The sequence below is a fragment of the Peredibacter starrii genome (assembly GCF_034259205.1).
In the GTDB taxonomy this organism is placed as follows: Bacteria; Bdellovibrionota; Bacteriovoracia; order Bacteriovoracales; family Bacteriovoracaceae; genus Peredibacter; species Peredibacter starrii.
Window position 1 is genome coordinate 4,024,806 of sequence record NZ_CP139487.1, and the last position, 23,619, is coordinate 4,048,424.

Consider the following 23,619-nt stretch of genomic DNA (forward strand, 5'->3'; position numbering starts at 1 on the left):
GGGCCCAGTATACTAAGCAAGGAGTTTATAACTACCCTGAACGAAACATTTTCAATTGGAACTGTCTAAACTTTAGACGGCCAATCTTTTTACACCCTTGTAAAGAATGAAGGGTCACCTGTCTTAAAATTCTTTCATCCTTTAAAATGGCCTAACTAACATAAAGGAACGCCTCATGAAACATCTGTTACTAGCTACGGTTCTAGCATTTAACTCTCTTGTAGCTTTTGCTCAGAACAGCAGACTAGATCCTTATCCGATGGGAAGTCTTGATCTTCTATCAGAAAGACTCGGCTTTGATGTAAATGTTTATGAGGCCCAACAAGCTGAACCTAAAATTCAATTTGGTCCTACTCCTTACCAACATCCAAATTCACGCTCACTATTTGTTCCCTTTCAAATGAAAGGCTCGGATCTGGCCAAAATTGCTGCCGCCTCAACTGTGGCAGTTGTGTTCTTTGCTAATGATGAAGAAGTCATGAATTTTCAACAAGAGCATAAGAACTCGCTTACCGAAAAACTAGCAATCGTTGGTGAGGCCTTTGGCAGTGAATGGGGTGCCGGTGCCGCCGCAGCTGGCTTGATTGTCGGTGTGGTATTACAGAACCAAGAAATCAAATCAGTATCATTAATGGCGGCCAAGGCAATGTTGGTTTCGGGTCTAGCGACTCGTGCTCTTAAAACTTCTGTAACTCGTACTCGTCCCAACGATACAAAGGATCCATATGAGTTTGATGGTGGTGATGATAACCACTCATTCCCTTCTGGTCACACAACTCAAGCTTTCGCTCTTGCCACAGTTATTGCTGAAGCAGGAAAAGAACATAGCAAATTTATTCCAATTCTTGCTTATGGTATGGCGGCCCTTGCTGGTTGGTCTCGTGTTCACGATCAGGCCCACTGGGCATCTGACGTAATCGTCGGTGGTCTAATTGGTCACTTCATTGCCAAAAGTATGATGAATGCTGAACTTTCGAAAAAAGGTCTCATGATTATTCCTCACGTAGGTCTTGATGGTAGCTTCGCCGTTAACCTAACTTATACTGGTCGTGCTCCTGAGCTTAAATGTGGTGATGGTATGGAAGGTGTAGATGCTTTCCGTGACTGTATGGATAAAGCGTTTGTAAGAAGCAAGCCAATCGAACTTTTCTAATTCAAAAATTTCATAAAACTTCAGCGCCTCAAGAATTTGAGGCGCTTTTTATTTTTTCTCGTGAAGAGGAATCGATTCAAAGAAACAATTTAGCTGCTTGATGCCTTTATCGTTTTGAGTAAACGAACTGTGGACCATATCTAAGCGCTTGGCGAGTTTATTCTGAATAAAAACACAGGCCGATTTAGCATTAGCATCGCAAAGTTTCTTATCGCTCAGTTTTACGCATTGGTATTTAAAGAGCACTTTTTTTCCGGATACACACACGACCTCTTTTTTATCTTTGTTCACAAAGCCACGAAGATAATAAGGATCGGCCGCCAGTTCCTTTTCACAAAACTCTCCCACCTGAACTTTCTTACCCATGCAATCGAGCTCAGTACCAGAAGCGACTTCGATCAATGGTGATTCATGAGTCACCATTTTGTTACAAACGGTTCTGAAACTAAAATTTGCCCGTTCAGTGGTGGCCACCTCATCCTGGATGACGTGAGCGTTAACAATTAAAGGAAGAAGTAAAAGTAGAATGACCATGCTCTTATTGTAAGAAGAGCATGGTCTGGATGCTAGATAATTTTAAAGACTGCAGGAAATCTCGCTATCATCAACTCTGGCGACCATTTTAGTCGTCCCATTCCCCACGAGAAAGAAAGCTCCGTATTCATTTTCTCCCGGGAAGTAATGAACCAAAGCGAGTTTTTGACCTTTAACCTGATAATAAACGATCTCACCAGGGTTTGGTCCGCGGTAGCCGTCAAAAAGATCACCAAAGGCCCGTAACGACTCATCCATGCGGATTCCTCTCTGCCACGGTTGAAGTTTCAGAGCTTGGTGAATCATTCTTTTCTCTAAATCAGAGAAGTTCTTAGAAACTGTTCTGATAGTAGGAAGTCGTTCAAACTGAACCACTTGATCGAACTCATAGGTATCACGAAGCTGGCAGAGATCCAGAGCAAAGACCTGTGAACTAACGAACCAAGAAACCAGTAAGAGAAACTTCATACCAACTCCTTATTTTTTACAAGAAATGAAACTGTCATCAATTGTGGCGATCAGAAAATATTGGCCATTCACGTGTTTAAAAACAGCGCCGTACTCATTGTCGCCCGGCCAGTAGTGAACGACCGCAAGCTTTTGCCCTTTGATATTGAAGTACTGAATCTCACCTTTATTCTCACCCTGTCTTCCACCTTCAAAGTAATCACCGAAGGTCTCGAGAGCTTCCTTCATCGTTGATTTTGAAAGCCATCCTTGTTGGATAACAGCAGTGTAAATTAATTGCTTCTCAACATTGGTGAATGCTTTATGGTTAGCAGAAACTTTAAGAGGCTTGATTCCCTGAGCTTCAAGGGCCTCATCAAATTGCCATGTCTCTTCGAAAGAGCAAAGATCGATTGCGAAAACGTTTGTTGTAACAAGTAGTGCTAGCGTTAATAGAAATTTCATAGTGTCTCCCCGTGTTTAAAGTGACGACAATCTATGAAATTTGGAACTATCCAGGAAATATAAAATAAAAAGGCCCTCTATCCAAAAATTAGATAGAGGGCCTTGCAGTTTGAACGGTTTGTTATGGCCGTATTAACCTGGCCACATTCCACGAAGTCTCATTGCACCTTCAAGACGCTGTAGAGACGTGATGAAAGCCGCTTGCTTCATGTTTACTTTGTAAACGTCAGCGTTCTTCCATACTTTATCGAAAGCAAGCTTCATGATGTCGTGAAGCTTCTTGTTAACTGTTTCTAGATCCCAGAAGAACATCTGTAGACCTTGTACCCACTCGAAGTACGAAACGATAACACCACCAGCATTACAAAGAATGTCTGGGATGATTAGCCCGCCCTTCTCAGTGATGATATCAACAGCTTCGTGAGTAAGAGGACCGTTAGCACCTTCAGCGATAAGACGAGCTTTCACGCGAGGAGCGTTGTCTTTAGTCACAACACCATCGATAGCAGCAGGGATAAGGATATCAACGTCAAGCTCTAGAAGCTCTTCGTTAGAGATGTGCTCAGCACCTGGCATATCACGTAGGAATTTTCTGTTTTTCACCCAGTCGATACACTGAGGAATGTTCAGACCGTTTTTGTTGTAGATCGCGCCTGACACGTCAGAGATAGCAACGATTTTTGCACCTTGAGCGTGAAGGTCGTGAGCAGCTGGCATACCCACTTTACCGAAACCGTGGATAGCAACAGTTGTATTAGAACCAACAGTCTTATTAAGTTTTTCGTAAGCGAAGTTAATACAGAACACAACACCTTTACCTGTTGATTCTGCACGACCAAGTGAACCACCGATGGCGATTGGCTTACCAGTAACAACACCTGGAATCGCGTAACCGTTAAGTTGAGAATAAGTATCCATCAACCATGCCATAGTCTGGCCATCAGTACCGATATCCGGAGCTGGAATATCTTTATCTGGACCGATGATCATTGAGATCTCAGTCGTATAACGACGAGTTAGAGCTTGAAGTTCAGCACGAGAAAGATCGTTAGGATCTACTTTGATACCACCCTTAGCACCGCCAAGAGGAAGACCAACTAGAGCACATTTAAACGTCATTAGCATCGCAAGGGCAGCAGTCTCAGAAAGAGATACGTGCGGGTGATAACGGATACCACCTTTACCTGGACCAAGAGTCATATTGTGTTGAACGCGGTAGCCTTCAAACACTTTTACAGTACCGTCATCGAGACGAACTGGAACAGAAACCTGAAGTGCGCGCTTAGGATACTTCAAACGCTCAAGAACGTTTGGATCCATTTTCATTGTGTTACCGGCGGATTCTAATTGCGAATACGCATCCTGAAAAAACGGAGACTCGAAGAGACTCATGCCAACTCCAATTATGAGGTGAAATTAAGTGGCCATAGTCTACTCTCGGCGTGATTTCTCGGCTAGAAAAAAGGCGGATTAGAACTGCTTTGCGTATAGCAGCATAATGGTGTTATCTTGTCTAATCTGGTCCTTAGATGTGTCAGCATCTGGATTTTTTTGACTCGTGACGCGGGCGTAGAGATTATCCATTAAACGTTGGTCGGCAGAAGTAAAGTATTTACCTGAGTGAGCATAGTAGTTGAACATCATACGAAAGCCGATTGAATCAACTGATTTTTGAACGTTAATTTCGGCCTCACCGTTAGCACCAACCCAAGCACGCGTATAAGCGATCGGGCTTTTGAAACCTACGATCACAAGACCTTGATCAAGACGAGGTTGGAAAATGAACTTCGTTTGCTTCCAAACACTCACTTCTTTTTCCTGAAAAGCTTCTGGAAGATCTTTACCAGTATGAGATTTTTTAGTGGTCGATTTGAAACGAGCTTCCATTTCATCGATGGTATCAACTTCGTTTGAAGCACGGTAAGAGTTATACCAGTTCTTCGGTGTATCTTTTAGCGGTTGCTCACCTTTACGACGAAGGTAACGCATGTACTTATCTTTGAAGTATTCATATTTTTCGTCTGGAGTCGGCACGAAAAACGTTGAACCAGCAAGTGTTGAGTCAAGGCCGTATTGATCCGCGAAGGCCTGGTTGTCGTTCCAAACTTTAAGTTGGTTGCGCGACTTGGCCACGTCTTCACTCTTATCCGAAGCAACATACTGCTGGTAAAATGACAGTTCGTTATCAACTGGTGCAACAATCACATCATCATCCGGGACATAGCTGGCCGGCATTCTGTTTTGGAGAGAGGCAGTTTGCCCCTTGGCGAAGCCTGCACATAGAAGCATCGAGCAGACAGTTAACTGTCTAAAACCTAGATACTTTTCTGTGAGTGACCAAAACTTATACATGCTTACTACCCCTCGGAACCGCTAACCTCTCAAAATTCAATCCATTTTCGATTAGCTGCGGACTCTGTGTAGATTAATAGAGCAAGGGTTATGCCAATCACTGTATAAAAAGTTCATGGCTCTCTCCCTGATTTCAACGAGTTGTGTTAGAAGGCGAACGGGCTCCAACCACCCTCAGTAGGAGATTCAACAATGAACAAAATGATCCTGGCCGCCATTCTCTGCTTTGCAGGTAATGCACTCGCGCAAGAAAGCTGTATGGTCGAAATGCGTGATAACTACAATCGTTTGATCGCGAAGTTTCCTGCGGTTGATTATAACGATGGTTGCAGAGAAGGAATGAAGAGATGTCGTACGGAGATTCAACGTCGCCGTCTTGATGGACAGGCCGATTGTATCCGTATCGGTTCAACTCGTCCGACTCCAATTCCGCCAACTCCGATTCCTCCTACTCGTCCAGTGCCTCCGACTAGACCATATCCGCCGACACCGGTTCCACCAACGAACCCGTATCCGCCAACTAATCCATATCCTCCAACGAACCCATACCCACCTACATATGATGATGTAGTGGTTGTTGGTCTGCTTGAGGACACTCTGTTTGAACTACGTGGTCGTGATGCTGCTGATTTATACGTGGGCTGCTTAACTGATATCAGACGAATCCGTACATCGAACGCTGATGATCTTTTCATCTCTGTAAACGGCGACCGCTTTAAGTCTTTCTACACAAGTGGTTGGTACTCAGATACTGACGTTTGTTCGATTGTAGAACAAGAGGCCCGTCGTGCTTATAGTCAGGTGACGATTTACTCTGCTCGCGTAGTAGGTAGCCTTGAGCAAGTTCCTTTCCGCTTCGATGCTTACGACCGTGGTGGTCTACTCAGAAGTTGTATCGATTCAATTGGCTCCCTTCGCATGAGTCAGTCAGATGATATGCAGTACTCGTTGAATGGTTCGACTTTCCAGCGACTCACAACTTCTGGATGGTGGAAATCGCCGGCACAAGTTTGTAAGGCGATGATCATCGATATGGATCCAAGACTTTAATTCAATCCGAAAAGCGAAGGCCCCGAAAGGGGCCTTTTTTTACATCCATCTTTCAATTGGAAGAGCGGCAATGATTGTGAAAATAATAAAAATGATCCCGTAGGCATAAGGGACTTTTCGATAAAGCCCATGAGAAGGATTTCTAAACTGAAGTGAAACAAAGACCACCTCTAAGAGAGCGGCCAGCAAGAAAAACAACCAATAAAATTTCATTAAAAAAATTTGAAAGACACTCATCGCAGAAAAATAAAGTCCTGTTCTAAACTTGATTATCACTAGTATGACAAAGCAGCTCACTATCAAGAACAGTAAATCGATGATCAGGTTTTTAATTTTCCAATGTTCTTTTTTCAAACCATTCCCCAGAAATAAAAAAGGCCCCGTTAGGGGCCTTTGGATTAACTCATTAGTTCTTCCATCATCAATTTGGCCTTCGCCTGCATGCTTGGATCTTTCATCTGAGATTTGAGGACCTTCATCAGCTTCTCAACAGAATCGTCTTTCTTCTTTCTAGGCTTCTCAATCTGGAATTGAGCGATAATGCGCTTAAGTTGAAGACGCTTCGTGATCTCACCAGAAAGGATGCGCTCTTTGATTTCAGTCTTAAATTCGTTCTTTGGAAGCTCGTCCCACTCAAGAAGAACATACTTCTCAATGTTATGAGCTTTCGCTGCTTCTTTGATGTCTTTAGGAAGTTTCGCGATCATAAGACAACGGTGAACTTCTGACTTAGAGATACCAAGAGCTGCAGTGATTTTTCTCTCTGAAGTACCAGTTAGTTTCTGGTAACCATAGATTGAATCAGCTTGATCGATGTAGTGAAGATCTTCACGGGCCTGGTTCTCAGAGAACTGGATCGCCATGAGCTCTTCTTTCGTCTTGTTCTCAAGAATGAAACAAGGAGCTTCTTTCATATCAATTAGAGTCATCGCGCGGAAACGACGCTCACCACAGATAAGAACAAACTTGTTCACTTCACGGTGAATAACAAGCGGTTGAATCAATCCATTGACCTTGATGTTTTCACCAAGCTCACGAAGAGACTCGTCATTAAATTTTGTACGAACTTGCTCACGAACTACGATTTGATTAAGAGCAATCGTAGAAAGCTGAGCTCCACGAAGAAGTTTTTGATCATTTGCGCGAAGAATTTTTTCATCAATTCCTGCTGTGATGTCTGTAACCTTACGTTCACGTTTCGATACACGTGCGGAAAATTCCTTGGCCATGGCCTCTCCTTAAACGTCTATATATAAAAGTCAGTTAATTAGTTTAAACCTAGTGAGTCCCAAAGGGCCTTGTAGTCCTGCTTACCTTTTGAATTATTGGTAAACATGAATACTGGCTTCTTCAGAGCAACTGATTCCTGCATGTCCACAAGGTTACGAATGGTCGGAGTCACGTTGAATGACTGGCCAAGTTCCTCAAGACGAATTCTTTCAATTTTTCTTCTTGGGTTAACCATTGAAGGAATGATTGAGAACTCTAGAGCTGGGTTTTCAGTTTCTTTGATGATTTCAAACGTATCCATCAGCTCTTCTAGTCCGTCGATAGAATAGTCTTGAGCTTGAGTTGGAATAAGAATGAGATTTGAAGCAACTAGCGACATGATCAACTCATCACCAAGCATTGGAGGAGTGTCGATTACAACGTAATCAAACATGTCTTCCACTTCTTTAAGACGAAGTTTCATCAAACGCTCTTTGCGGCCGGCGTTCTTACGAACTTCAGATTCAGAAAGAATCAAAAGCTTTGCAAGATTTGCCATGTGACGAGAGCTAGCGATCAACTTGATATTCTTATAGAAATCATAATCGCCTTGAGCATCAGAAAGAATTTCGTCAACTTTCACGTCTCCAATCAACCACTCTGGAATAAGAGTACGTTGAATGTTCACTCCGAGTGTTGAACTTAGATTCGCTTGAGAATCAAGATCGATTGCTAGAACGCGGTGTCCTTGGTTCGCTAAATGACAAACGAGCTGAAAACACTGCATCGTTTTGCCTACGCCACCTTTGTTATTACCAATGGTGATAATTTTCATAACCTTATCTCCTTTAAGAGAGTCCGTGGTCAGTGGTCCTTTAAATGGTCCTATTAATAAAAGTCTAGGAAAGCAGTCACACTTCGTCAAAGGGCCAAGTGAATAAAATTAAATAGTTTTGTGCTGCGCGGCCAAATAAAGTATAATTGGCCCGACGCACAACAGCTAAGCTTGCCCCTTTTTGCTCAAAGGAGTATGTTGGGGAAAAAAATTTGAGGCCTTTTATGCTCGATATCTATGACGATTTAAAAACCAAAGATCACCTGCCGGAAATCCCTGAATCTGAACTTTCTGATGAGAAGGTTTTAGTGGAACTGGCGGCGATCAAAAAACGCCTGGGCGACCGTGTGGTGGTGCTGGGTCACCATTACCAACAAGATGATGTTATCGCCTTCGCCGATATTACCGGCGACTCGCTGGAACTTGCCCGTAAAGCAGCAGAAATCAAAAATGCTGAGTACGTGATGTTCTGTGGAGTTCACTTCATGGCCGAAACTGCGGACATGCTGACGGGCCCTGAACAAAAAGTGATTCTTCCGGATCTACGTGCCGGATGTTCAATGGCCGATATGGCAAATCGTCGAGAGATCGATGTTGCCTGGGAGTACATGAAAAAATGTACGTCTGAGAAGATCGTTCCGATTACCTACATCAACTGTTCAGCAGCTTTGAAGAGTTTTGTGGGTGAGAATGATGGTTCAATTTGTACTTCTTCTAACGCCGAAAAAATTATCACTTGGGGTCTTAACCAAGGTGAGAAACTTTTATTCTTCCCGGATCAACACTTAGGACGAAACACTTGTCACAAGCTTGGTATCAAACTGGAAGACATGGTGGTGTATGATCCACGCCAACGTTTCGGCGGATTAACTCCTGAACAAATTCAAAAAGCAAAAGTGATTCTTTGGTACGGTTTCTGTTCGGTTCACCAAGGTTTCAATAAAGAACACATCGCTATGTGGAGACAGAAAGATCCGGAGCGTATCCTGATCGTTCACCCAGAGTGTAGCTTTGATGTGGTTCAGGGAGCTGACCTTGCTGGTTCAACTTCTTACATCATTAATCAAATTAAGGCCGCGAAACCGGGAACTAAGTTTGCTGTTGGGACTGAGATCAATCTCGTGAACCGTCTGGCCCAAGCTTATCCTCATCTTGATATTACTTCACTTTCACCATACCAGTGTCTCTGTACAACGATGTATCGTGTGCGTCCTCGTTGGTTACTTGAAAGTTTCCGCGCCATTGAACGTAATCAACCAATCAACGTAATTAAAGTTGATGACGTGACAAAGAAGTACGCGCTGAAAGCTCTCGATCAAATGCTTGCTATCTCTTAAGGAAAATATGATTTACGCTGACTATAATGGCTCTTCTCCCCTGCTAACTCCAGTTCGTGAATACTTAAAGAAACGACTGAATACTGATCTTTACGCCAATCCAAATGCGATTCATTCGATTAGCCAGAAGCTATCGAGAGGAATTGAGAAGTGTCGTGAAGTTATTGCAGAAGCAGTTGGCTGTTACCCTGATCAGATTTTCTTCAACTCTGGTTCGTCAGAAGGTATCTCGCATATTTTCCATTCAATTCTTGATCAAGCTGATGCTGGTAAGAAAATCATTATTACGAGTCCAATCGAGCACTCGGTGATTCCGAATGCTCTTGCTTACTACGAAGCGAAGAAAGGCTTCACACTTAAGCAAGTTGAGATCGATAAAGACGGTTTCGTACAGATTGCTAGTCTTGAAAAACTTCTTAATGAAAATAAAGGCAAAGTGGCCATGGTTACAATCATGGCGGCCAATAATGAAACTGGTGTGATTCAACCATACGTTGAGATGGCAAATCTTTGTCGTACTCATGGAGTGGAATTTTTCTCTGATACCACACAACTTATCGGCAAAGGTGAATTCAATTTCGAGAAATCGGGTCTTGATTACGCCGTATGCTCTGGTCACAAACTGGGCGCACTTTCTGGCTCTGGTTTTGTGGTTGTAAAAGAGCCACCAAAACTAAGTCCGCTAGTTTTCGGTAGTACTCAGGAACGTGGTCTTCGTGGTGGCACTCAACACTATCTCGGAATTGAGACGCTTGCGATCGCGATGAAAGATTTCTCCGACAATGCTCAAAAACTAAAAGCTCTTGAAGTTGAAAAACTGAAATTTGAAGCTGATATTAAAAAGGCCTTTCCTGAAGCAGTTATCGTAGGTGAAGGTGCTAAACGTCTCGCTGGAACAACTTTAATCGGGTATCCCGGCATTCACGGACAGGCAGTTCAGATTGAGCTCGAATCTCACGATATTTTTGTGACGACTTCTGCGGCTTGTACTGACAACCAGCCTGAGACTTCGAAGGTCCTCAAAGCAATGGGTGTGAACGATCAGATTGGCCGTGGAGTGATCCGCATAAGCCTGAGTTATTCACACGGTGAGAAAGAATATTCCGCGATGGCTTCTGCTCTGAAAGCGGCCTATACTAAGCTTAGAAAAATTCAATCTTTCTAAGTGAAGGTCCATGAAAATTCTTTTATGTGCGCTACTCGTAGTAGCTTCTTGCTCGTTTAAAAAAAGCCAACTTGAAAACCAAAAGATGAAAGGGCACGAAGAGCTCTACTCTTCACCGGATGAACCAAAGATTCAAAAGCTTGGTGAGTTCGAAAAAAGAATTGTCATTGCTGCTACCAATGATGTTCATGGCAACTATCAGGCACAGACTTTAGAATTTACAGATGATCACAATAAAACTCCTCAGACCACTAAAGTTGGTGGAGTTGATGCCATTCAAAGCTATTACAAAATTCTTCGTGATACTTATGAGAATGTTGTTCTGGTTGATTCGGGAGACATCTTTTCACGCGCTTCTAGCTCTAATACCGTTCGCGATTTCTACTCGACTCTAAAATACGATGCTCTTACTGTGGGTCTTCGTGACTTCAATTTGAAGCTTCCTTCGACGATGAACAGTAGCTCGGATCTTTTCAAAAAGTTCGCCAAAGACTCTCCGACTCCACTTATCTTGAGTAATCTTTATGAATTAAAGACTGCTCGAGTGGTTGAATGGGAAGGGACGAAACCATATCTGCTTAAAGATGTTAATGGCGTGAAAGTCGGAATTATTGGTCTTATTCCGGATGATATCGTGGCCAACACTCCTGTGCACAATCGCGTGGGTCTTTTTGTAGAGAACATGATCCAGTCGACTCTTCGCCAAGCTCGTCTTCTTCGCTCACTTGGTGCTGATATGATTGTGGTACTTACTCATCAGGGCATCGATTGTAATAGCGAACTAGCTGCAGAAGCCAAGCTTCCTATTACGAAAGTGAACTTTGAGCCGCAAAAAGATAACGTCTGTAATCTGAAAGGTGTTTTAGGTGAATACCTTGAGCGACTTCCTCCTCAACTCGTTGATGTTGTCGTAGGTGGAAGAAACCATCAGAAGATGGCGAACTTCGTGAATGGAACGCTTGTGATTGCTGGCTTCGAAGATGGTAAGAGCTTTAGCTTTGCTGAGTTTACCATCAATACAAAGACCAAAAAAATCATTCCTGAACAAACTGTCGTTCACCAACCGGTGACCTTCTGTCATGAATTCTTCAAGGAAACGAATGACTGTTTCACTGAAGACAGTTCTGTGAACCACGTGAAAAGAATTCCAGCGACTTTTTTAGGTAAGCCGTTAGAGTTTTCTACATCTTCACCGGCAGAGGAACCTAAGACTTCATCGGTTTTTTCGAAAGAAGATGCGGCGAAAGGACTTATTTCTTTTACCGCAGATATTGCCTTCTTTCCTAAGACTTCGGGTCAATCGCAATTATTTATTTTAGCAGTTAAAGGGTCTGAGCTTTTGAACATCCTGGAAGAGGATTTTAATCGCAACCGTGGTGGGAACTGGACGCCTTCTCCTTACATTGAAAAAGGGAATGAGTTGGTGCTTTCAGTGGCCGGAATGGAAATTGAAAGAGACAAAGTTTATAAAATACTAACTGATCTAGAGTCTTTGCAAACTCACAAAAAGCTCGCAAAGAACATGTCGAACTCAGAATCAATGGCGCTTGCCACTCATTCTTGGGATTCATTTCATGAAGATGCTGTGAATACTCAGCTTGCAGCGCAAACTCGTTAACGACAATAGGCGAGTTTCCCCTCGCAATGCACTTGAAGCCCTTTCGCACAATAAGCGAAGCTAGAATCCACTCGACATTCAAATGGCCCTTCACTTCTCTGCCATTCCATACCGCGACGACAAGCTGGTTGATTCTTTAAACCACAAACCTGACGCCCACAATACTTAGGACCTTTTGAACATCCGTTCGGAATTTCATACCATCCTTCAGGACATTGAGAACAAATAGAGGGCTTCACCTCTTCGCAATCTTCATTGATGTCGTGGCAAAGAGTTCCTGCTTTTAGAACCGTGGCCTCGAATTTGAAAGGAAGATCTTTTTTCGGAGCGAGATAAATCATACGTGGCGCCTTCGCATCCACGGAACTTGAGTGCATTTTAGGAGTGGGCTTCACGAACTTATTTTGAATCTCCAGGGCCCATTTCTCTGAACGGTACTCAGGTAGACTCATTGAAAGTTGTAATGAATCTGCGGAAGTTGAAAACTGTAGGGACTTAATTCCACTCCAATCTTTTTCTCCTGGCTCAAGAATGTGCTTATCACAAGACTCTAAAGCTGAAACTGTTTTAATCTTCAGCATACCCGCTTCTACTCCAGGTACTCGGTAGTATACGCAGTCTTTCATCTGATGAAGTTCTCTGTCGGTATAGGCCACTGAAAAAAGCGTCTGCCAGCTGTCCTTCGGCTTCACAATGTTCTCATTGTTGGCATAGAACTCGTGACGATCTTTGATTTCAGTTAACTGATTCCAGTAATGAGGAGCATCTGCCTGAACCATACCCGTTAAGAATAGAACCAAAAATAAAATCATGGCACTACCTCTTCGTAACAGCGGAAGGCCACTGGTTGATTTTCAGTTTGCTCACCTTTCCAATGAGAACGCATTCCTAGTTGATGCCATTCAGATGAGGGCGCCAGAAATCGCGAAGACATTTTTAAATTTTTATCAGGATCAATGTCATTAGCGAGTGATTCAGGATAAAACCCCAAAGCGAAATTAAATCCCATCCAGGTCGAAGAATCCGTTGTGAAAAATCTTTCAGCACATCCCTGCACTTGTGCCAGTTGGCAATCGAGCGGAGTTAGTTGGTAGTCAGGATTAATTTTTGCCATTCCTAAGAACGAGCGACTGTAATCACGCTGCCACGGAGTATCCGGACGCAAAACTTTTTCCGGTTTTGGATTTTTAGTATCTGATGGTGCCATGGTGGCAGCATCAAAAAGTTTTGCCTCTAGAAGACGCTTTCCAAAAAAGGCACAGTAGTTTTTTTGATCACTCAAAGAAAGAAGGGCCGGTTTAGGCCATAGCTTTCGATCTTGAATGATCTTAGAAGCCTCACCTTTTAAAACGCGCCATTCATTCACTTGTTGATTGGAAACATAAAATTTATCGAGATAGATTTCGCGGCCAAAGTTGTCCCAAATAAAACCTTCCTCACGGCGATCTTCCACTTTACCGTATCCATAAATTCTTTCCGGGAGGTAAGTGTCGCGACAGGAGTCCGCTAAAATTAGGGGCTGAGTGAAACCTGGAATTTCTAAAACTGCCAGCTCAACGATGTAACCGTAATGAAGGTTGAGTCCGGGAGTCTCTCGTTTAAATATTTTGTAGTAACGGGCGGAAGTTGAGTAGGCCTCAATTGGTTCGAAACTTGCTTTCGCCATAACGTGAAACGTCTGACCAAATAGCTCGATTGCAAGAGCGGGAGTTTTTGTCACCCCATGCTGCCAGTAGCACTGCCAAAAATGAGGCTGACACTGGTAATAGCTGCGGCCAATCGACTTATCGTGCAGGATTTCGTCCTTACACTGAACTCCGTCTTTAGGGAAATAGCGATCGCCCTCCTCCCAGAGTCGTTGAAGTTCAGGTTTGGCCGCAAGAATCACTTGAGTAAAAAGCTTCTCTGGCGAATCTGGTCGCTTCTGTAACGCTCGTGCGAGTGGTCGTGGTCGCATGAAGAGCAAAATTATGCCTACAATGCTAAGAGTACCCAAGATGACGATGATCTTTGGTATAATGGACTTATCAGAATCTCTCTTCACAGGATCAGGTTATATGAAATGGATGGAAGAAGTAAATAAAGAAGAAGGTCGCTACCAAAACGTTCTGGCCTTCGAAGAATACATGAAACTCTTCGAGAAAAATCCGGAGAAAGAACTGCGTCCGACATGTATCTATTTGCGAGACATGTTTGATTATTACGGCACCAATCCGAACGGTAGCTTTAAGTTGTTCTCTCGCGAGCACGCTGATGCGCCTCCAGTTCATGGACAAATCAAAACTCAAAAACGCATTCATCAATATCTTCAGAACTTCATGGAAGAAGGTTTCAACAATAAGTTCATTCTTTTGGTTGGCCCGAACGGTTCATCGAAGTCGAGCCTAATTAAGAAGATCATGCTTTCTGCAGAAGACTATTCGCATACTGATGAAGGTTCCCTCTTTAGCTTTAGTTGGATTTTTCCAATTGATCAATTCGTTAAAGGTTCACTTGGTCTTTCAGGCGGAACTGCAGATAAGAACGTTAACTCATACGCTTTTTTAGAAGATAAGGACATCAGTGCCATTCTATCTTCTGAACTTAAAGATCATCCTCTGCTTCTTCTTCCGATTAAAACTCGTCAGAAGCTCATTGAGGACGCTTTTAAAAATGATGGAACACGACTCGAAACCATTCGTAAGTCGTATCTTTATAACGGTGACCTTTCTCAAAGAAACCGTTTGATCTTCGATGCACTTCTTAAAAACTACAAAGGTAGTTATACAGAAGTGTTTAAGCATATCCGTGTTGAGCGTCTGTTTATTAACCGTCGCTACTCAATTGGTGCAACAACGATTGAGCCACAACTTCATGTGGATGCAAACCTTCAGCAGATCACGATGGACCGTCGTCTAGCTTCACTTCCACCAAGCCTTCAGTCTTTGAATTTATTCTCGCTGAACGGTGAAGTGGTTCTTGCTAACCGCGGGATCCTGGAATTCTCAGATCTACTAAAGCGTCCTCTTGATACTTTCAAATACCTTTTGATGACGATGGAATCTAAGACCATTAACCTTCATGGTATTTTGACTGAACTTGATATTTTCTTTATTGGCTCTTCGAATGAAATCCACTTCGCGGCCTTCAAGCAGCACCCGGATTTCAATTCATTCAAAGGTCGTTTTAACTTCCTTCGCGTGCCATATCTCATGAGCTACAAAGAAGAAGAAAAAATCTATCAAGAGCAAATTTCAAAACTTAAAGAAGAAGCGACATTTGAACCGCACTCACTCACTGCCCTTTGTCTTTGGTCAGTGATGACTCGTATGCGCGCTCCTGTGGCCAAAAACTTTCATGATGAGAAGATTGGAAGAATCGCTGAGGCCCTTTCTCCACTTGAGAAGTGTCTCCTTTACGCTGACAGAGAAACTCCAGATGCCTTTGACTCTGAATCTCGCCAGATCCTGAAAATGGGTGTGGAAGATGTGATGAATGAGTATGAGAACGACTCGATGTATGAAGGGAAATTTGGTATTTCTCCAAGAGAAGTAAAACAAATCATTTATGATCTTGCCTACAACTCTAAATCAGTGACTTTCGTCGAGGTCTTGGACTACTTAGGTGGCCTGATTGAGAAGAAAGCTGAGTACGACTTCTTGAACATCTCTCATCAGGGCGAATATCATAATCCGCAAAAGTTCATAGATCTTATCGAAGCTTGGTGCGTGGATATCCTGGATAATGAAGTGAGAGAGTCATTAGGTCTCGTGGATGACCGTTCTTATGAAGACTATATCTCGAAGTATATTCTTTCGATCAACGCTGTTATCAAAGGCGAGAAAGTTAAGAACAATGTAACTGGTAAGTTCGAGGCCCCGGATTCATTTTTCATTAAAGAGTTTGAGTCAAACGTCCATATGAATGAAGTTCCGGAGAAGTTCCGTTCTAACCTTATCGCCCGTCTGGGTGCCTATGCCCTGGATAATCGCGGCAAGCCGATTGTCTATGCGGAAGTGTTCGAAGACCTGGTTCACCTCCTCCAAGAGTCTTACCGTAAGGAGCAGAAGAAGGTTATTGATAAAATCGGTCGAAATCTGGTGCTTTTCCTTGCTGAGAAGAAAGATGGTGGAAACCATAATGTTGAGAAAGATGTTCGTGAAATGATTACGAATATTCTCAATACCCTTCAGAATAAATACCACTATAGTGAAAATGGAGCGATCTCTTCGCTTCAATATTTGCTCAAAATGCGCTATGACACTCAGAGATGAGTGAAATAGAAAAATCTTTTAGTACCGAAAAATACGTCGTCACCCATCCTGTTGCAATCGAACAGGATGGCTGGCGTCTTGATCAGTTTGTGATGAAGTGCATGCCCACTCTGTCACGTCAGTACTTAAAAAAGAAAATTGATAAAGGTGAAGTTGAGATTTCAGGACGGAAGTCCCCGCACAAGCCTTCGGTAAAAGTTCACTACGGTGAGCGAGTCACTATCACGACCCATAATGATGGGATGATTGAAGATGAATACTGGCATGGTAAACCGGTTCCGCGCGATCAAAAGCCAGGAATTGTTTTCGAAGACGAAGAACTACTCGTCATCAACAAGCCTCCCTTCATGATCACCCACCCTGCCGGGAAAAACCTTTTCTACTGTGCCACTGTATTTTTCGAAACCATCTATAAGAAAACCATTCACTCTATTCATCGAATCGATCGTGAGACATCAGGGCTTCTTTTGCTTGGTAAGAACCCCAAAGTTTCTCAGCGTGTGGCGCTACTATTTGAAGAAGATAAAGTGAGAAAGTGTTACTTCTTCATCGCTCACCGACGTCCAGGTGCGAAGACTTTTCCATTCACCGCTAGAGAGCGCATGGATCGTGAAGAGAATAAAATCCCTCGCGGAATGATGTCTGTGTGGCCAGAAGATTCCGAGTTCGGAAAAGAATCCGAAACCCATTTTGAGCTTATTCTCGATAAAGGTGATTACGTTCTGGCGATGGCCTTTCCATTAACGGGACGCCAGCACCAGATTCGTGTACATGCTGCCTACAATGGTTATCCCCTTCTTGGTGAAAAACTTTATAACGGTGACCCAGGTGTCTTCATGCGTTTCAAAGATCATTTGGCGACTCCGGAAGATCACGATCTTTTACAGATCCCTCGTCACGCACTCCACGCGACGGCCCTGAAGCTAACCTACCCGAAAGATAAGATGAATTACTTCATTGCCCCTCTCCCTGAGGATTTGGCGATCTGGTTGGAAGAAAAACTGGACCTCAAACGCTCGCAAGTAGAGGAAATCATTAAGGCGAAAGTCCAAGAATTCCTAGCTTAAAGTTGACCGAAAATGCGCTCAATGTTAGATACGGGTCATGAATGAAAACAATGATCTGATCGCCCTTGAGTGTAGTCCCGATGAACTTGAGATTTGTCTCAAAGTTATGCGCAGTTTTGCCGCTAAAAGTGAGCAACTAACTCTCCTCAGCCATGAGCAAAGAGTTGCCATGTTTAAAGCAGCAGGAACAATTTCTCGTCCAGATCGGGAAGAAACTAAAAAGCGTCAGAAGGACGTGAAGAAACTTCGTAAGCAAGTTGAAAAAGAGGCCAACCGAAACGCACGTCGTTTAACTGGTATTCGTTCAGCTCGTGAAATTCCTGTGTTCTCGGCCCCTGCTCAAATCACATTCTCTGAACGTCTTGAGCAAGAAGAGACGAATGAATACGCAACTCCACATGACTGCTACGTTTGTCGTCAGAAGTTCACGAAAGTGCATCACTTCTACGATACGATGTGCCCGACATGTGCTGATCTAAACTACGCTAAACGTTTCCAGACTGCTGATCTAACTGGGCAAGTTGCTCTGATCACAGGTTCTCGTTTGAAGATTGGTTATCATGCAACTTTGATGATGCTTCGTGCGGGTGCAACAGTTATCGCGACCACTCGTTTCCCAGTAGATTCGGCCCTTCGTTATAGCAAAGAAAAAGATTACGACGTTTGGAAGGATCGCCTTCGCATTTACGGCCTTGATCTTCGTCACACTCCAAGTGTGGAGATCTTCTGTCGTTATATTGAACAAAAATATGAGCGTCTTGATATTCTTATCAATAATGCTGCTCAAACTGTTCGTCGTCCATCGGGCTTCTATGCTCACTTGATGGAAAATGAAAATAAATCCCTCGCTGAACTTCCGAAAGAAGCAGTTCATCTACTGGAAGAGTTCCAGACTTGTGTGAACAAACTTCAATCGATTGAATTTGGTGCTGATAAAAACGTACCAGTTGCTTGGAACGATCGTGCTCCGGGTGTTGGTATCCGTGCTTCAGCAAAACTTTCTCAGATTCCGTACAGTATCGATAACTCGCTGGTGGCAGAAGAAGTTTTCCCTGAAGGAAAACTCGATGCCGATCTTCAGCAAGTGGACCTTCGTAAGACCAACAGCTGGAGACAGAGACTTGGTGAAGTTCATACGGTTGAGATGCTGGAAGTGCAACTTGTGAACGCGGTTGCTCCATTCGTTCTTTGTAATCACCTTGTGGCCCTTATGAGAAAGGACTACACAGGTAAGAAACACATCGTGAACGTTTCAGCGATGGAAGGAAAGTTCCACCGTTTTTATAAAGAAGATCGTCACCCTCATACGAATATGGCGAAGGCCGCTCTGAATATGATGACTCATACTGCGGCGACTGACTTTGCTAAAGACGGGATTTTCATTAATGCCGTTGATACTGGTTGGGTAACTGACGAGGATCCAGCAGAACTTTCAGAGAAGAAAACAAAGCTTCATGACTTCCAGCCACCACTAGATATTGTGGATGGTGCTGCCCGTGTAATTGATCCGATTTTCGACGGAATCAATACTGGTAAGCACTGGAGTGGTAAGTTTCTGAAGGACTACTTCCCTATTGATTGGTAGGCCTTGTCGCTATCAATTCATCATACTTTTTGAAGACGTCCTCTAAGTCACGTCTGTCAGTCGTGTAGACAACGTCGATCAATGTATCCACGTCTTCAAAAAGTGAGTACCAAACCAAAATCGCCTCTTCTGGATTGATCGCAAAATACTGTTTCATACTTTCAACGTCTGTTTCTAGAAAAGAGTCTATTGAAGCAGATATCTCATTATTCAATAGATACTTCCGAGTTTTATGAATTGTTTCCAATAAAGCTGCGTGCTCTAAGGCGGCATCTGATAATTTTTTGCCTGATAAAGAAAGAATAAACTCCGACTGAATAGCATCCAGCCATTCTTTGGCACTATAAATGGCAACTGGATTTTGAGAAGAATCATAATCTAAGAGGATTTCTCGATGAATGACTGATTGAGGGTTCATTATTAACCCGCGACGAATAACAACTGGCGCCCGCAAATACTTTTGTTCGTCTGAAACTTTATGGTAATCCATAAAATCTTCCATATAGTTTGGATCTTTTAGTCCATTGTCATAACTTCTTGAACAAACCTTACATGCCATGGCCTTGGCCTTTTCATTGTTTGAAAAACAACATTCATCACAAGCGTAGGCGTATTCTTCTGTTCGTCCATGGGCATAACCAATAATATGAAAACTTTCATGAAAAGCCGTGGTCTTAATAAATTGTTCATCATACCAAGATTCATTGGCCAGGAGGGAATTGAAAGCAAAATAAGGATGAAATAATCCAGTTTCAGGATCGTCCTCTCTACTGCCTAACGAAGCATGGGCCGCAGAAGTCTTACTTTTTTTAAAATAGGAATCTTGGTGACATCCGATAAGTAGTTTTCCCGAAGAGATCAAATCCGAAATTTTGCTGGCATGGTTTTTTGTTTGTGGGGTATTGAGTCTCTTTAAGCAGGAAAGGCCAATTTTAAAACCTTCGTGAATGTTCTTTGAAAAATCTTTTCCAAAATTTTTCTCACAAGAAGAATGAAATTTTATGCCACCATTCTCCACCCAATCCTGAGCAAAAGTCAGCGAACTCATACAAAGTAGAAGGATAAAAAAAGTCTTGATCATGGAGACTAGAATATCATTCCGCGAGCGAAGACTGAGATCGCCTGAAGTTATTTCATCCTAGGTGTCTAAACCTAAGACATATCTAACTAATTGAATTTAAGGCTATTTTTGCCACATAAATTCAAGGCCATACTTCGTCGGAGACCAAAAGGGCCTTTTTAAGCCGACTGCCCCCAGTTGCTCCGCGGTCCAGACATTACAAGTTCTGAGAAGTGAGAACGAGCCATAGCTTTCATAAAAGTTATCAGTTGCTGTATAACCCTTATTCGGAATAAGAATCGGTTTGCTATCTCTTAACTGGAACTCCTTACGAATTGCTTCCACTAACTTCTTATAAGTCGCTTTAGAAATGCGAATCCGTCTATGACTTGAATAAGTGGTCGGATGAGCATCCAGATAATTCACATGAAGGATCGCGGGATCAGGAATGAAAAGAGCATCGAAACCGAGCTTCAGCGTGAACTTGTCCCAAGTTGGCATCTCAAAATAGAATTGTCGATCACCCCAACCGATCTCGATCCACTCAGTGGGACGAGACTTAAAGTCCGTGGGATTTAAGAAACTCTCCCAATCAAAAACTTCGTTTCTCACTGGGATGGCAATATCGGTATGGATTTCATTGGAAAGAAGATAGATCTCCATCTCCGGATTTGGATCATCTCCGCCAAGAGGAAAAAAGGTCAGAATAAGAATGAAAGTGAGGGCCGCTAAAAGGAAGTATCCAAACTTCCTTAACACAACTTCTTCACGTAATTTAAAACACCTTTCGGTCCCGCGTTCTCCTCACCTTCCAGAATGATTCTTGGTTTGTGATTTAAACGGTGAAGGCATTTTTCAATGTTACTCACGCCAACAGAGTTATGGAAAAGCTCGAACATACTTTCGTCATTCGGAGCATCTCCAAAGAACCAAGCATCGTTCTGAGTTACTTTAGGGCGGTACTTATGTAAAAAGTGAACCACTCCTAAATACTTCGAAATTTTTCCACACCAGAAATTAATGTGAACATTTGATTTAGAGAAGTGGATGTTCTCCTGCTTCATAAATGCCATCACATCTTCCACCCACTGCTCATCCATCAAATGAAATTCGATGGCACGATCAGAAAGTCGGCCAAAACTATCGGCAGAAAGTGGAACATGCGGGTAATGATGCTTTAACTTCGTAGTGAAGTGACGAAGACGATCGAGTTCCTCGACTGAAACCAGCGGCTCTTCAACGATCTCGTCACGCTCATCCTTATAACAAATCACTCCGCCGCCTTCCATGATACAGGCCTTAAGCGGAAAGTGAGTCAGGAAGAAGTGTCCCCAAGAAAGAGAACGACCAGACACAATCACCAGCTCGTGACCGTGCTTATGAATATGATCGATGATTTCAAAGAAGTCGCGAGTAAGCCCGCTGCCTTCCTGAGTTAGAGTACCGTCAAAGTCTGAGAAAAAAATCATATTACTTCCACATCCATGAAACTAAACATCCAACGTAGTCAGATGTTGAGCCCATGTTCTTATTGCCTTCTACTGAAAGAAGAACGCGTTCATTGTTTGCACCAGGGAAAGGCATACTTGCCCCAAGAGTTACAGACGCATAATAAACGAATTCATCTGTTTCTGAATCAAGTTTCATACCAGTGGGAACAGCGAGGTAAGGAAAAACTTCCTGACCGTTAATGCTAAATCCTTTACGGATAGTTGGTGCTGCACCCATGTAAGTCGAGGTTGTCTCATCGAACTTTTGGTACTGCATGTAAGGCTTGAATGAAACTCGCGGCTGATTCACATCTTCCGAGAGCATTTCAAAATCCATCCCACCACCCAGAGTTAAACCGCGTGATTCCTGGCCACCCGAGGCCGATAGATCCAACAAGCGGTCCTGCTCTACTTCCTGAGTATAACGAATCCCCGCTCCCATTTCATGGCGCTGACTCATGTAACCCGTCATCTCGGCACTAAAGACTCGTGCATCATCGTTTAGCGGGTGAGTAGAAACCCCAACCACTGAGGCCCAAAGGGAAGATGTCGAAAAGAGAAGCAAAAGGAGTGCGTATTTCATTCTTATATTATCGAGGGCATCCAAAAAAAGTGCAACATTTACAGCAGTGCGCAAGCATGGTAAGAATCGCCCCGATGAGCGAAATCGAGAAATCCTTCACCAATGAGAAGTACACCGCGACTTATCCGGTCCATACGGCCGACGATAACTTGCGCCTCGATCAGTTTGTACAGAAGTGTCTGCCTGGGCTCTCCCGGGAATATCTAAAAAAGAAAATTGAGAAAGGCGAAGTGGTGATCTCGGGTCGCACTCCTCCTCATAAATCCAGCGTGAAGGTTCATTTCGGTGAACGCGTGACAGTCACCACCCATAACGATGGCGTGATTGATGAAGAACTCTGGCACGGAAAACCAGTACCGCGAGATGAAGTTCCGACGATTATTTTTGAAGATAAAGATCTGGTGGTAATTAACAAACCACCTTTTATGCTGACTCATCCGGCGGGCAAGAATCTCTTCTACTGTGCCACGGTTTATTTTGAATCGATTTATAAACACACCATGCATTCCATGCATCGCTTGGATAAAGAAACCTCTGGCGTTTTACTCTTAGCTAAGAATGGAAAAACCTCTCAAAAGATAAGAGAGCTCTTCGAAGCCGATCTCGTAAGGAAGTGTTACTTCTTTATCGCTCATAAAACTCCCGGTGCCCGCACTTTTCCATTCACAGCTAAACAGCGCATGGATCGAAATGAAAATGCTATTCCAGAAGGGATGATTTATTCTTTTCCTGAAGACTCTGAGGAAGGCAAAGAAGCTGAAACGCATTTTGAACTTTTGTTGGAGAAAGACGATTACGTGATCGCGCTAGCGTTTCCAGTGACGGGACGTCAGCATCAGATCCGTGTGCACGCTGCTTGTAACGGCTATCCTCTTCTGGGCGATAAGCTCTATAACGGTAATTCGCAAATCTTCATTCGCTTCAAGGATTCTATTGCGACTGAGGAAGATCACGCCAAAATGCAGATCCCTCGTCAGGCCCTCCATGCCGTGGCCCTCCGGATAACTTATCCCACAGATAAAGAAACTAAGTTTATAGCGCCCCTTCCGCTGGATCTGGCCAATTGGCTGGAAAATGTCCTAAAAGTGGAGTCTCAGAGTATAATCAAGCAGATAGAGACGCGTCTGGGAACGGCTTTATCCTACTTTTAAGCAGGAATTCGTTGACGAAATGATGACCTGTCCTATAAATTCACTGCCTGAGTATCAATGGTGACCGTAGTTCAGTTGGTAGAGCGCTAGATTGTGATTCTGGTTGTCGTGGGTTCGAGCCCCATCGGTCACCCCATCTTTTACTCAGCATATATTCAGTGATGATCTCAGCAATGAGTGAACCATACTAAAGCCCAGTTTAACCCACTGGGCTTTTTTATTTTAAGTGCATTTTTTCTAACGATCTGACGGCAACCAGAAACAC

23 protein-coding genes and 1 tRNA gene are annotated in these 23,619 nt (G+C 43.2%); 10 read left to right on the forward strand and 14 right to left on the reverse strand.

Annotation, left to right across the window (positions count from 1 at the left end):
- Positions 1-175: 175 nt before the first annotated feature.
- The gene (locus SOO65_RS20125; protein WP_321394891.1) at positions 176-1,153 is read left to right on the forward strand and encodes a phosphatase PAP2 family protein; all 978 of its coding nucleotides are present in this window, start codon (positions 176-178) and stop codon (positions 1,151-1,153) included.
- Positions 1,154-1,201: 48 nt separating this feature from the next.
- Here the strand turns inward: SOO65_RS20125 and SOO65_RS20130 are convergent, their stop codons facing one another.
- The 5 genes from SOO65_RS20130 to SOO65_RS20150 all read right to left on the reverse strand — a co-directional run bounded on the left by SOO65_RS20130 (position 1,202) and on the right by SOO65_RS20150 (position 4,951).
- Positions 1,202-1,687 carry a hypothetical protein gene (locus tag SOO65_RS20130; protein WP_321394894.1) on the reverse strand — a complete coding sequence of 162 codons (486 nt, stop codon included), beginning with the start codon at positions 1,685-1,687 and terminating at the stop codon, positions 1,202-1,204.
- Between the two features lie 42 nt (positions 1,688-1,729).
- Complete coding sequence (locus SOO65_RS20135; protein ID WP_321394896.1) at positions 1,730-2,155, reverse strand: hypothetical protein; 426 nt, start codon at positions 2,153-2,155, stop codon at positions 1,730-1,732.
- Positions 2,156-2,164: 9 nt separating this feature from the next.
- Positions 2,165-2,599, reverse strand: a complete 435-nt coding sequence (locus tag SOO65_RS20140; protein WP_321394899.1) for a hypothetical protein — start codon at positions 2,597-2,599, stop codon at positions 2,165-2,167.
- A 132-nt stretch (positions 2,600-2,731) separates the two neighbouring features.
- Positions 2,732-3,991, reverse strand: coding sequence for a Glu/Leu/Phe/Val family dehydrogenase (locus SOO65_RS20145; protein ID WP_321394902.1), 1,260 nt, complete (start codon positions 3,989-3,991; stop codon positions 2,732-2,734).
- Between the two features lie 78 nt (positions 3,992-4,069).
- Positions 4,070-4,951, reverse strand: coding sequence for a hypothetical protein (locus SOO65_RS20150; RefSeq protein ID WP_321394904.1), 882 nt, complete (start codon positions 4,949-4,951; stop codon positions 4,070-4,072).
- Between the two features lie 192 nt (positions 4,952-5,143).
- Between SOO65_RS20150 and SOO65_RS20155 the strand changes: the two genes are divergently transcribed.
- Entirely contained in the window at positions 5,144-6,001 is an 858-nt protein-coding gene (locus SOO65_RS20155; RefSeq protein WP_321394908.1) for a hypothetical protein, read from the forward strand.
- A gap of 39 nt (positions 6,002-6,040) precedes the next feature.
- Here the strand turns inward: SOO65_RS20155 and SOO65_RS20160 are convergent, their stop codons facing one another.
- The 3 genes from SOO65_RS20160 to SOO65_RS20170 form a co-directional block, all read right to left on the reverse strand.
- Entirely contained in the window at positions 6,041-6,214 is a 174-nt protein-coding gene (locus SOO65_RS20160) for a hypothetical protein (RefSeq protein WP_321394910.1), read from the reverse strand.
- A 185-nt stretch (positions 6,215-6,399) separates the two neighbouring features.
- Entirely contained in the window at positions 6,400-7,230 is an 831-nt protein-coding gene (locus tag SOO65_RS20165; protein WP_321394913.1) for a ParB/RepB/Spo0J family partition protein, read from the reverse strand.
- Positions 7,231-7,268: 38 nt separating this feature from the next.
- A complete protein-coding gene (locus SOO65_RS20170; RefSeq protein WP_321394915.1) occupies positions 7,269-8,045 on the reverse strand; it encodes a ParA family protein in 777 nt (258 codons plus the stop codon).
- Between the two features lie 224 nt (positions 8,046-8,269).
- Here SOO65_RS20170 and nadA point away from each other — a divergent pair, with 224 nt between their 5' ends.
- Genes nadA through SOO65_RS20185 form a run of 3 tightly spaced genes read left to right on the forward strand, consistent with a single transcriptional unit; the run spans position 8,270 to position 12,165 of the window.
- The gene (gene nadA / locus SOO65_RS20175; protein ID WP_321394918.1) at positions 8,270-9,382 is read left to right on the forward strand and encodes a quinolinate synthase NadA; all 1,113 of its coding nucleotides are present in this window, start codon (positions 8,270-8,272) and stop codon (positions 9,380-9,382) included.
- A 7-nt stretch (positions 9,383-9,389) separates the two neighbouring features.
- Positions 9,390-10,547: a cysteine desulfurase family protein gene (locus SOO65_RS20180; protein WP_321394920.1), complete on the forward strand. Its 1,158-nt coding sequence runs from the start codon at positions 9,390-9,392 to the stop codon at positions 10,545-10,547.
- A 10-nt stretch (positions 10,548-10,557) separates the two neighbouring features.
- Complete coding sequence (locus tag SOO65_RS20185) at positions 10,558-12,165, forward strand: bifunctional UDP-sugar hydrolase/5'-nucleotidase (RefSeq protein ID WP_321394922.1); 1,608 nt, start codon at positions 10,558-10,560, stop codon at positions 12,163-12,165.
- On the opposite strand, the gene SOO65_RS20190 is transcribed toward SOO65_RS20185, so the two are convergent.
- Positions 12,162-12,977 (reverse strand): hypothetical protein, encoded by an 816-nt coding sequence (locus SOO65_RS20190; protein WP_321394925.1) that lies wholly within the window; start codon positions 12,975-12,977, stop codon positions 12,162-12,164. The genes SOO65_RS20185 and SOO65_RS20190 overlap by 4 nt on opposite strands.
- Positions 12,974-14,122 (reverse strand): hypothetical protein, encoded by a 1,149-nt coding sequence (locus SOO65_RS20195; protein WP_321394927.1) that lies wholly within the window; start codon positions 14,120-14,122, stop codon positions 12,974-12,976. The genes SOO65_RS20190 and SOO65_RS20195 overlap by 4 nt, the downstream gene beginning before the upstream one ends.
- Before the next feature lie 100 nt (positions 14,123-14,222).
- On the opposite strand from SOO65_RS20195, the gene SOO65_RS20200 reads away from it, so the two are divergent.
- Genes SOO65_RS20200 through SOO65_RS20210 form a run of 3 tightly spaced genes read left to right on the forward strand, consistent with a single transcriptional unit; the run spans position 14,223 to position 19,070 of the window.
- Positions 14,223-16,418, forward strand: a complete 2,196-nt coding sequence (locus SOO65_RS20200; RefSeq protein ID WP_321394930.1) for a hypothetical protein — start codon at positions 14,223-14,225, stop codon at positions 16,416-16,418.
- Positions 16,415-17,485 (forward strand): RluA family pseudouridine synthase, encoded by a 1,071-nt coding sequence (locus SOO65_RS20205; RefSeq protein ID WP_321394932.1) that lies wholly within the window; start codon positions 16,415-16,417, stop codon positions 17,483-17,485. The genes SOO65_RS20200 and SOO65_RS20205 overlap by 4 nt, the downstream gene beginning before the upstream one ends.
- Before the next feature lie 37 nt (positions 17,486-17,522).
- Complete coding sequence (locus SOO65_RS20210) at positions 17,523-19,070, forward strand: SDR family oxidoreductase (RefSeq protein WP_321394935.1); 1,548 nt, start codon at positions 17,523-17,525, stop codon at positions 19,068-19,070.
- On the opposite strand, the gene SOO65_RS20215 is transcribed toward SOO65_RS20210, so the two are convergent.
- From SOO65_RS20215 to SOO65_RS20230, 4 genes are all read right to left on the reverse strand, one after another.
- Positions 19,057-20,151, reverse strand: a complete 1,095-nt coding sequence (locus tag SOO65_RS20215) for a hypothetical protein (protein WP_321394938.1) — start codon at positions 20,149-20,151, stop codon at positions 19,057-19,059. The genes SOO65_RS20210 and SOO65_RS20215 overlap by 14 nt on opposite strands.
- 102 nt (positions 20,152-20,253) lie before the next feature.
- Positions 20,254-20,889 (reverse strand): TIGR02117 family protein, encoded by a 636-nt coding sequence (locus tag SOO65_RS20220; RefSeq protein ID WP_321394941.1) that lies wholly within the window; start codon positions 20,887-20,889, stop codon positions 20,254-20,256.
- Complete coding sequence (locus tag SOO65_RS20225; protein WP_321394944.1) at positions 20,883-21,599, reverse strand: HAD family hydrolase; 717 nt, start codon at positions 21,597-21,599, stop codon at positions 20,883-20,885. Before SOO65_RS20225 ends, SOO65_RS20220 begins: the two co-directional genes overlap by 7 nt.
- A gap of 1 nt (position 21,600) precedes the next feature.
- Entirely contained in the window at positions 21,601-22,203 is a 603-nt protein-coding gene (locus SOO65_RS20230) for a hypothetical protein (RefSeq protein WP_321394947.1), read from the reverse strand.
- Between the two features lie 74 nt (positions 22,204-22,277).
- Between SOO65_RS20230 and SOO65_RS20235 the strand changes: the two genes are divergently transcribed.
- Together SOO65_RS20235 and SOO65_RS20240 are read left to right on the forward strand one after the other, a co-directional pair.
- Positions 22,278-23,354 (forward strand): RluA family pseudouridine synthase, encoded by a 1,077-nt coding sequence (locus tag SOO65_RS20235; protein WP_321394950.1) that lies wholly within the window; start codon positions 22,278-22,280, stop codon positions 23,352-23,354.
- Positions 23,355-23,414: 60 nt separating this feature from the next.
- Positions 23,415-23,490 (forward strand) — tRNA-His (locus SOO65_RS20240).
- Positions 23,491-23,619: the final 129 nt, after the last annotated feature.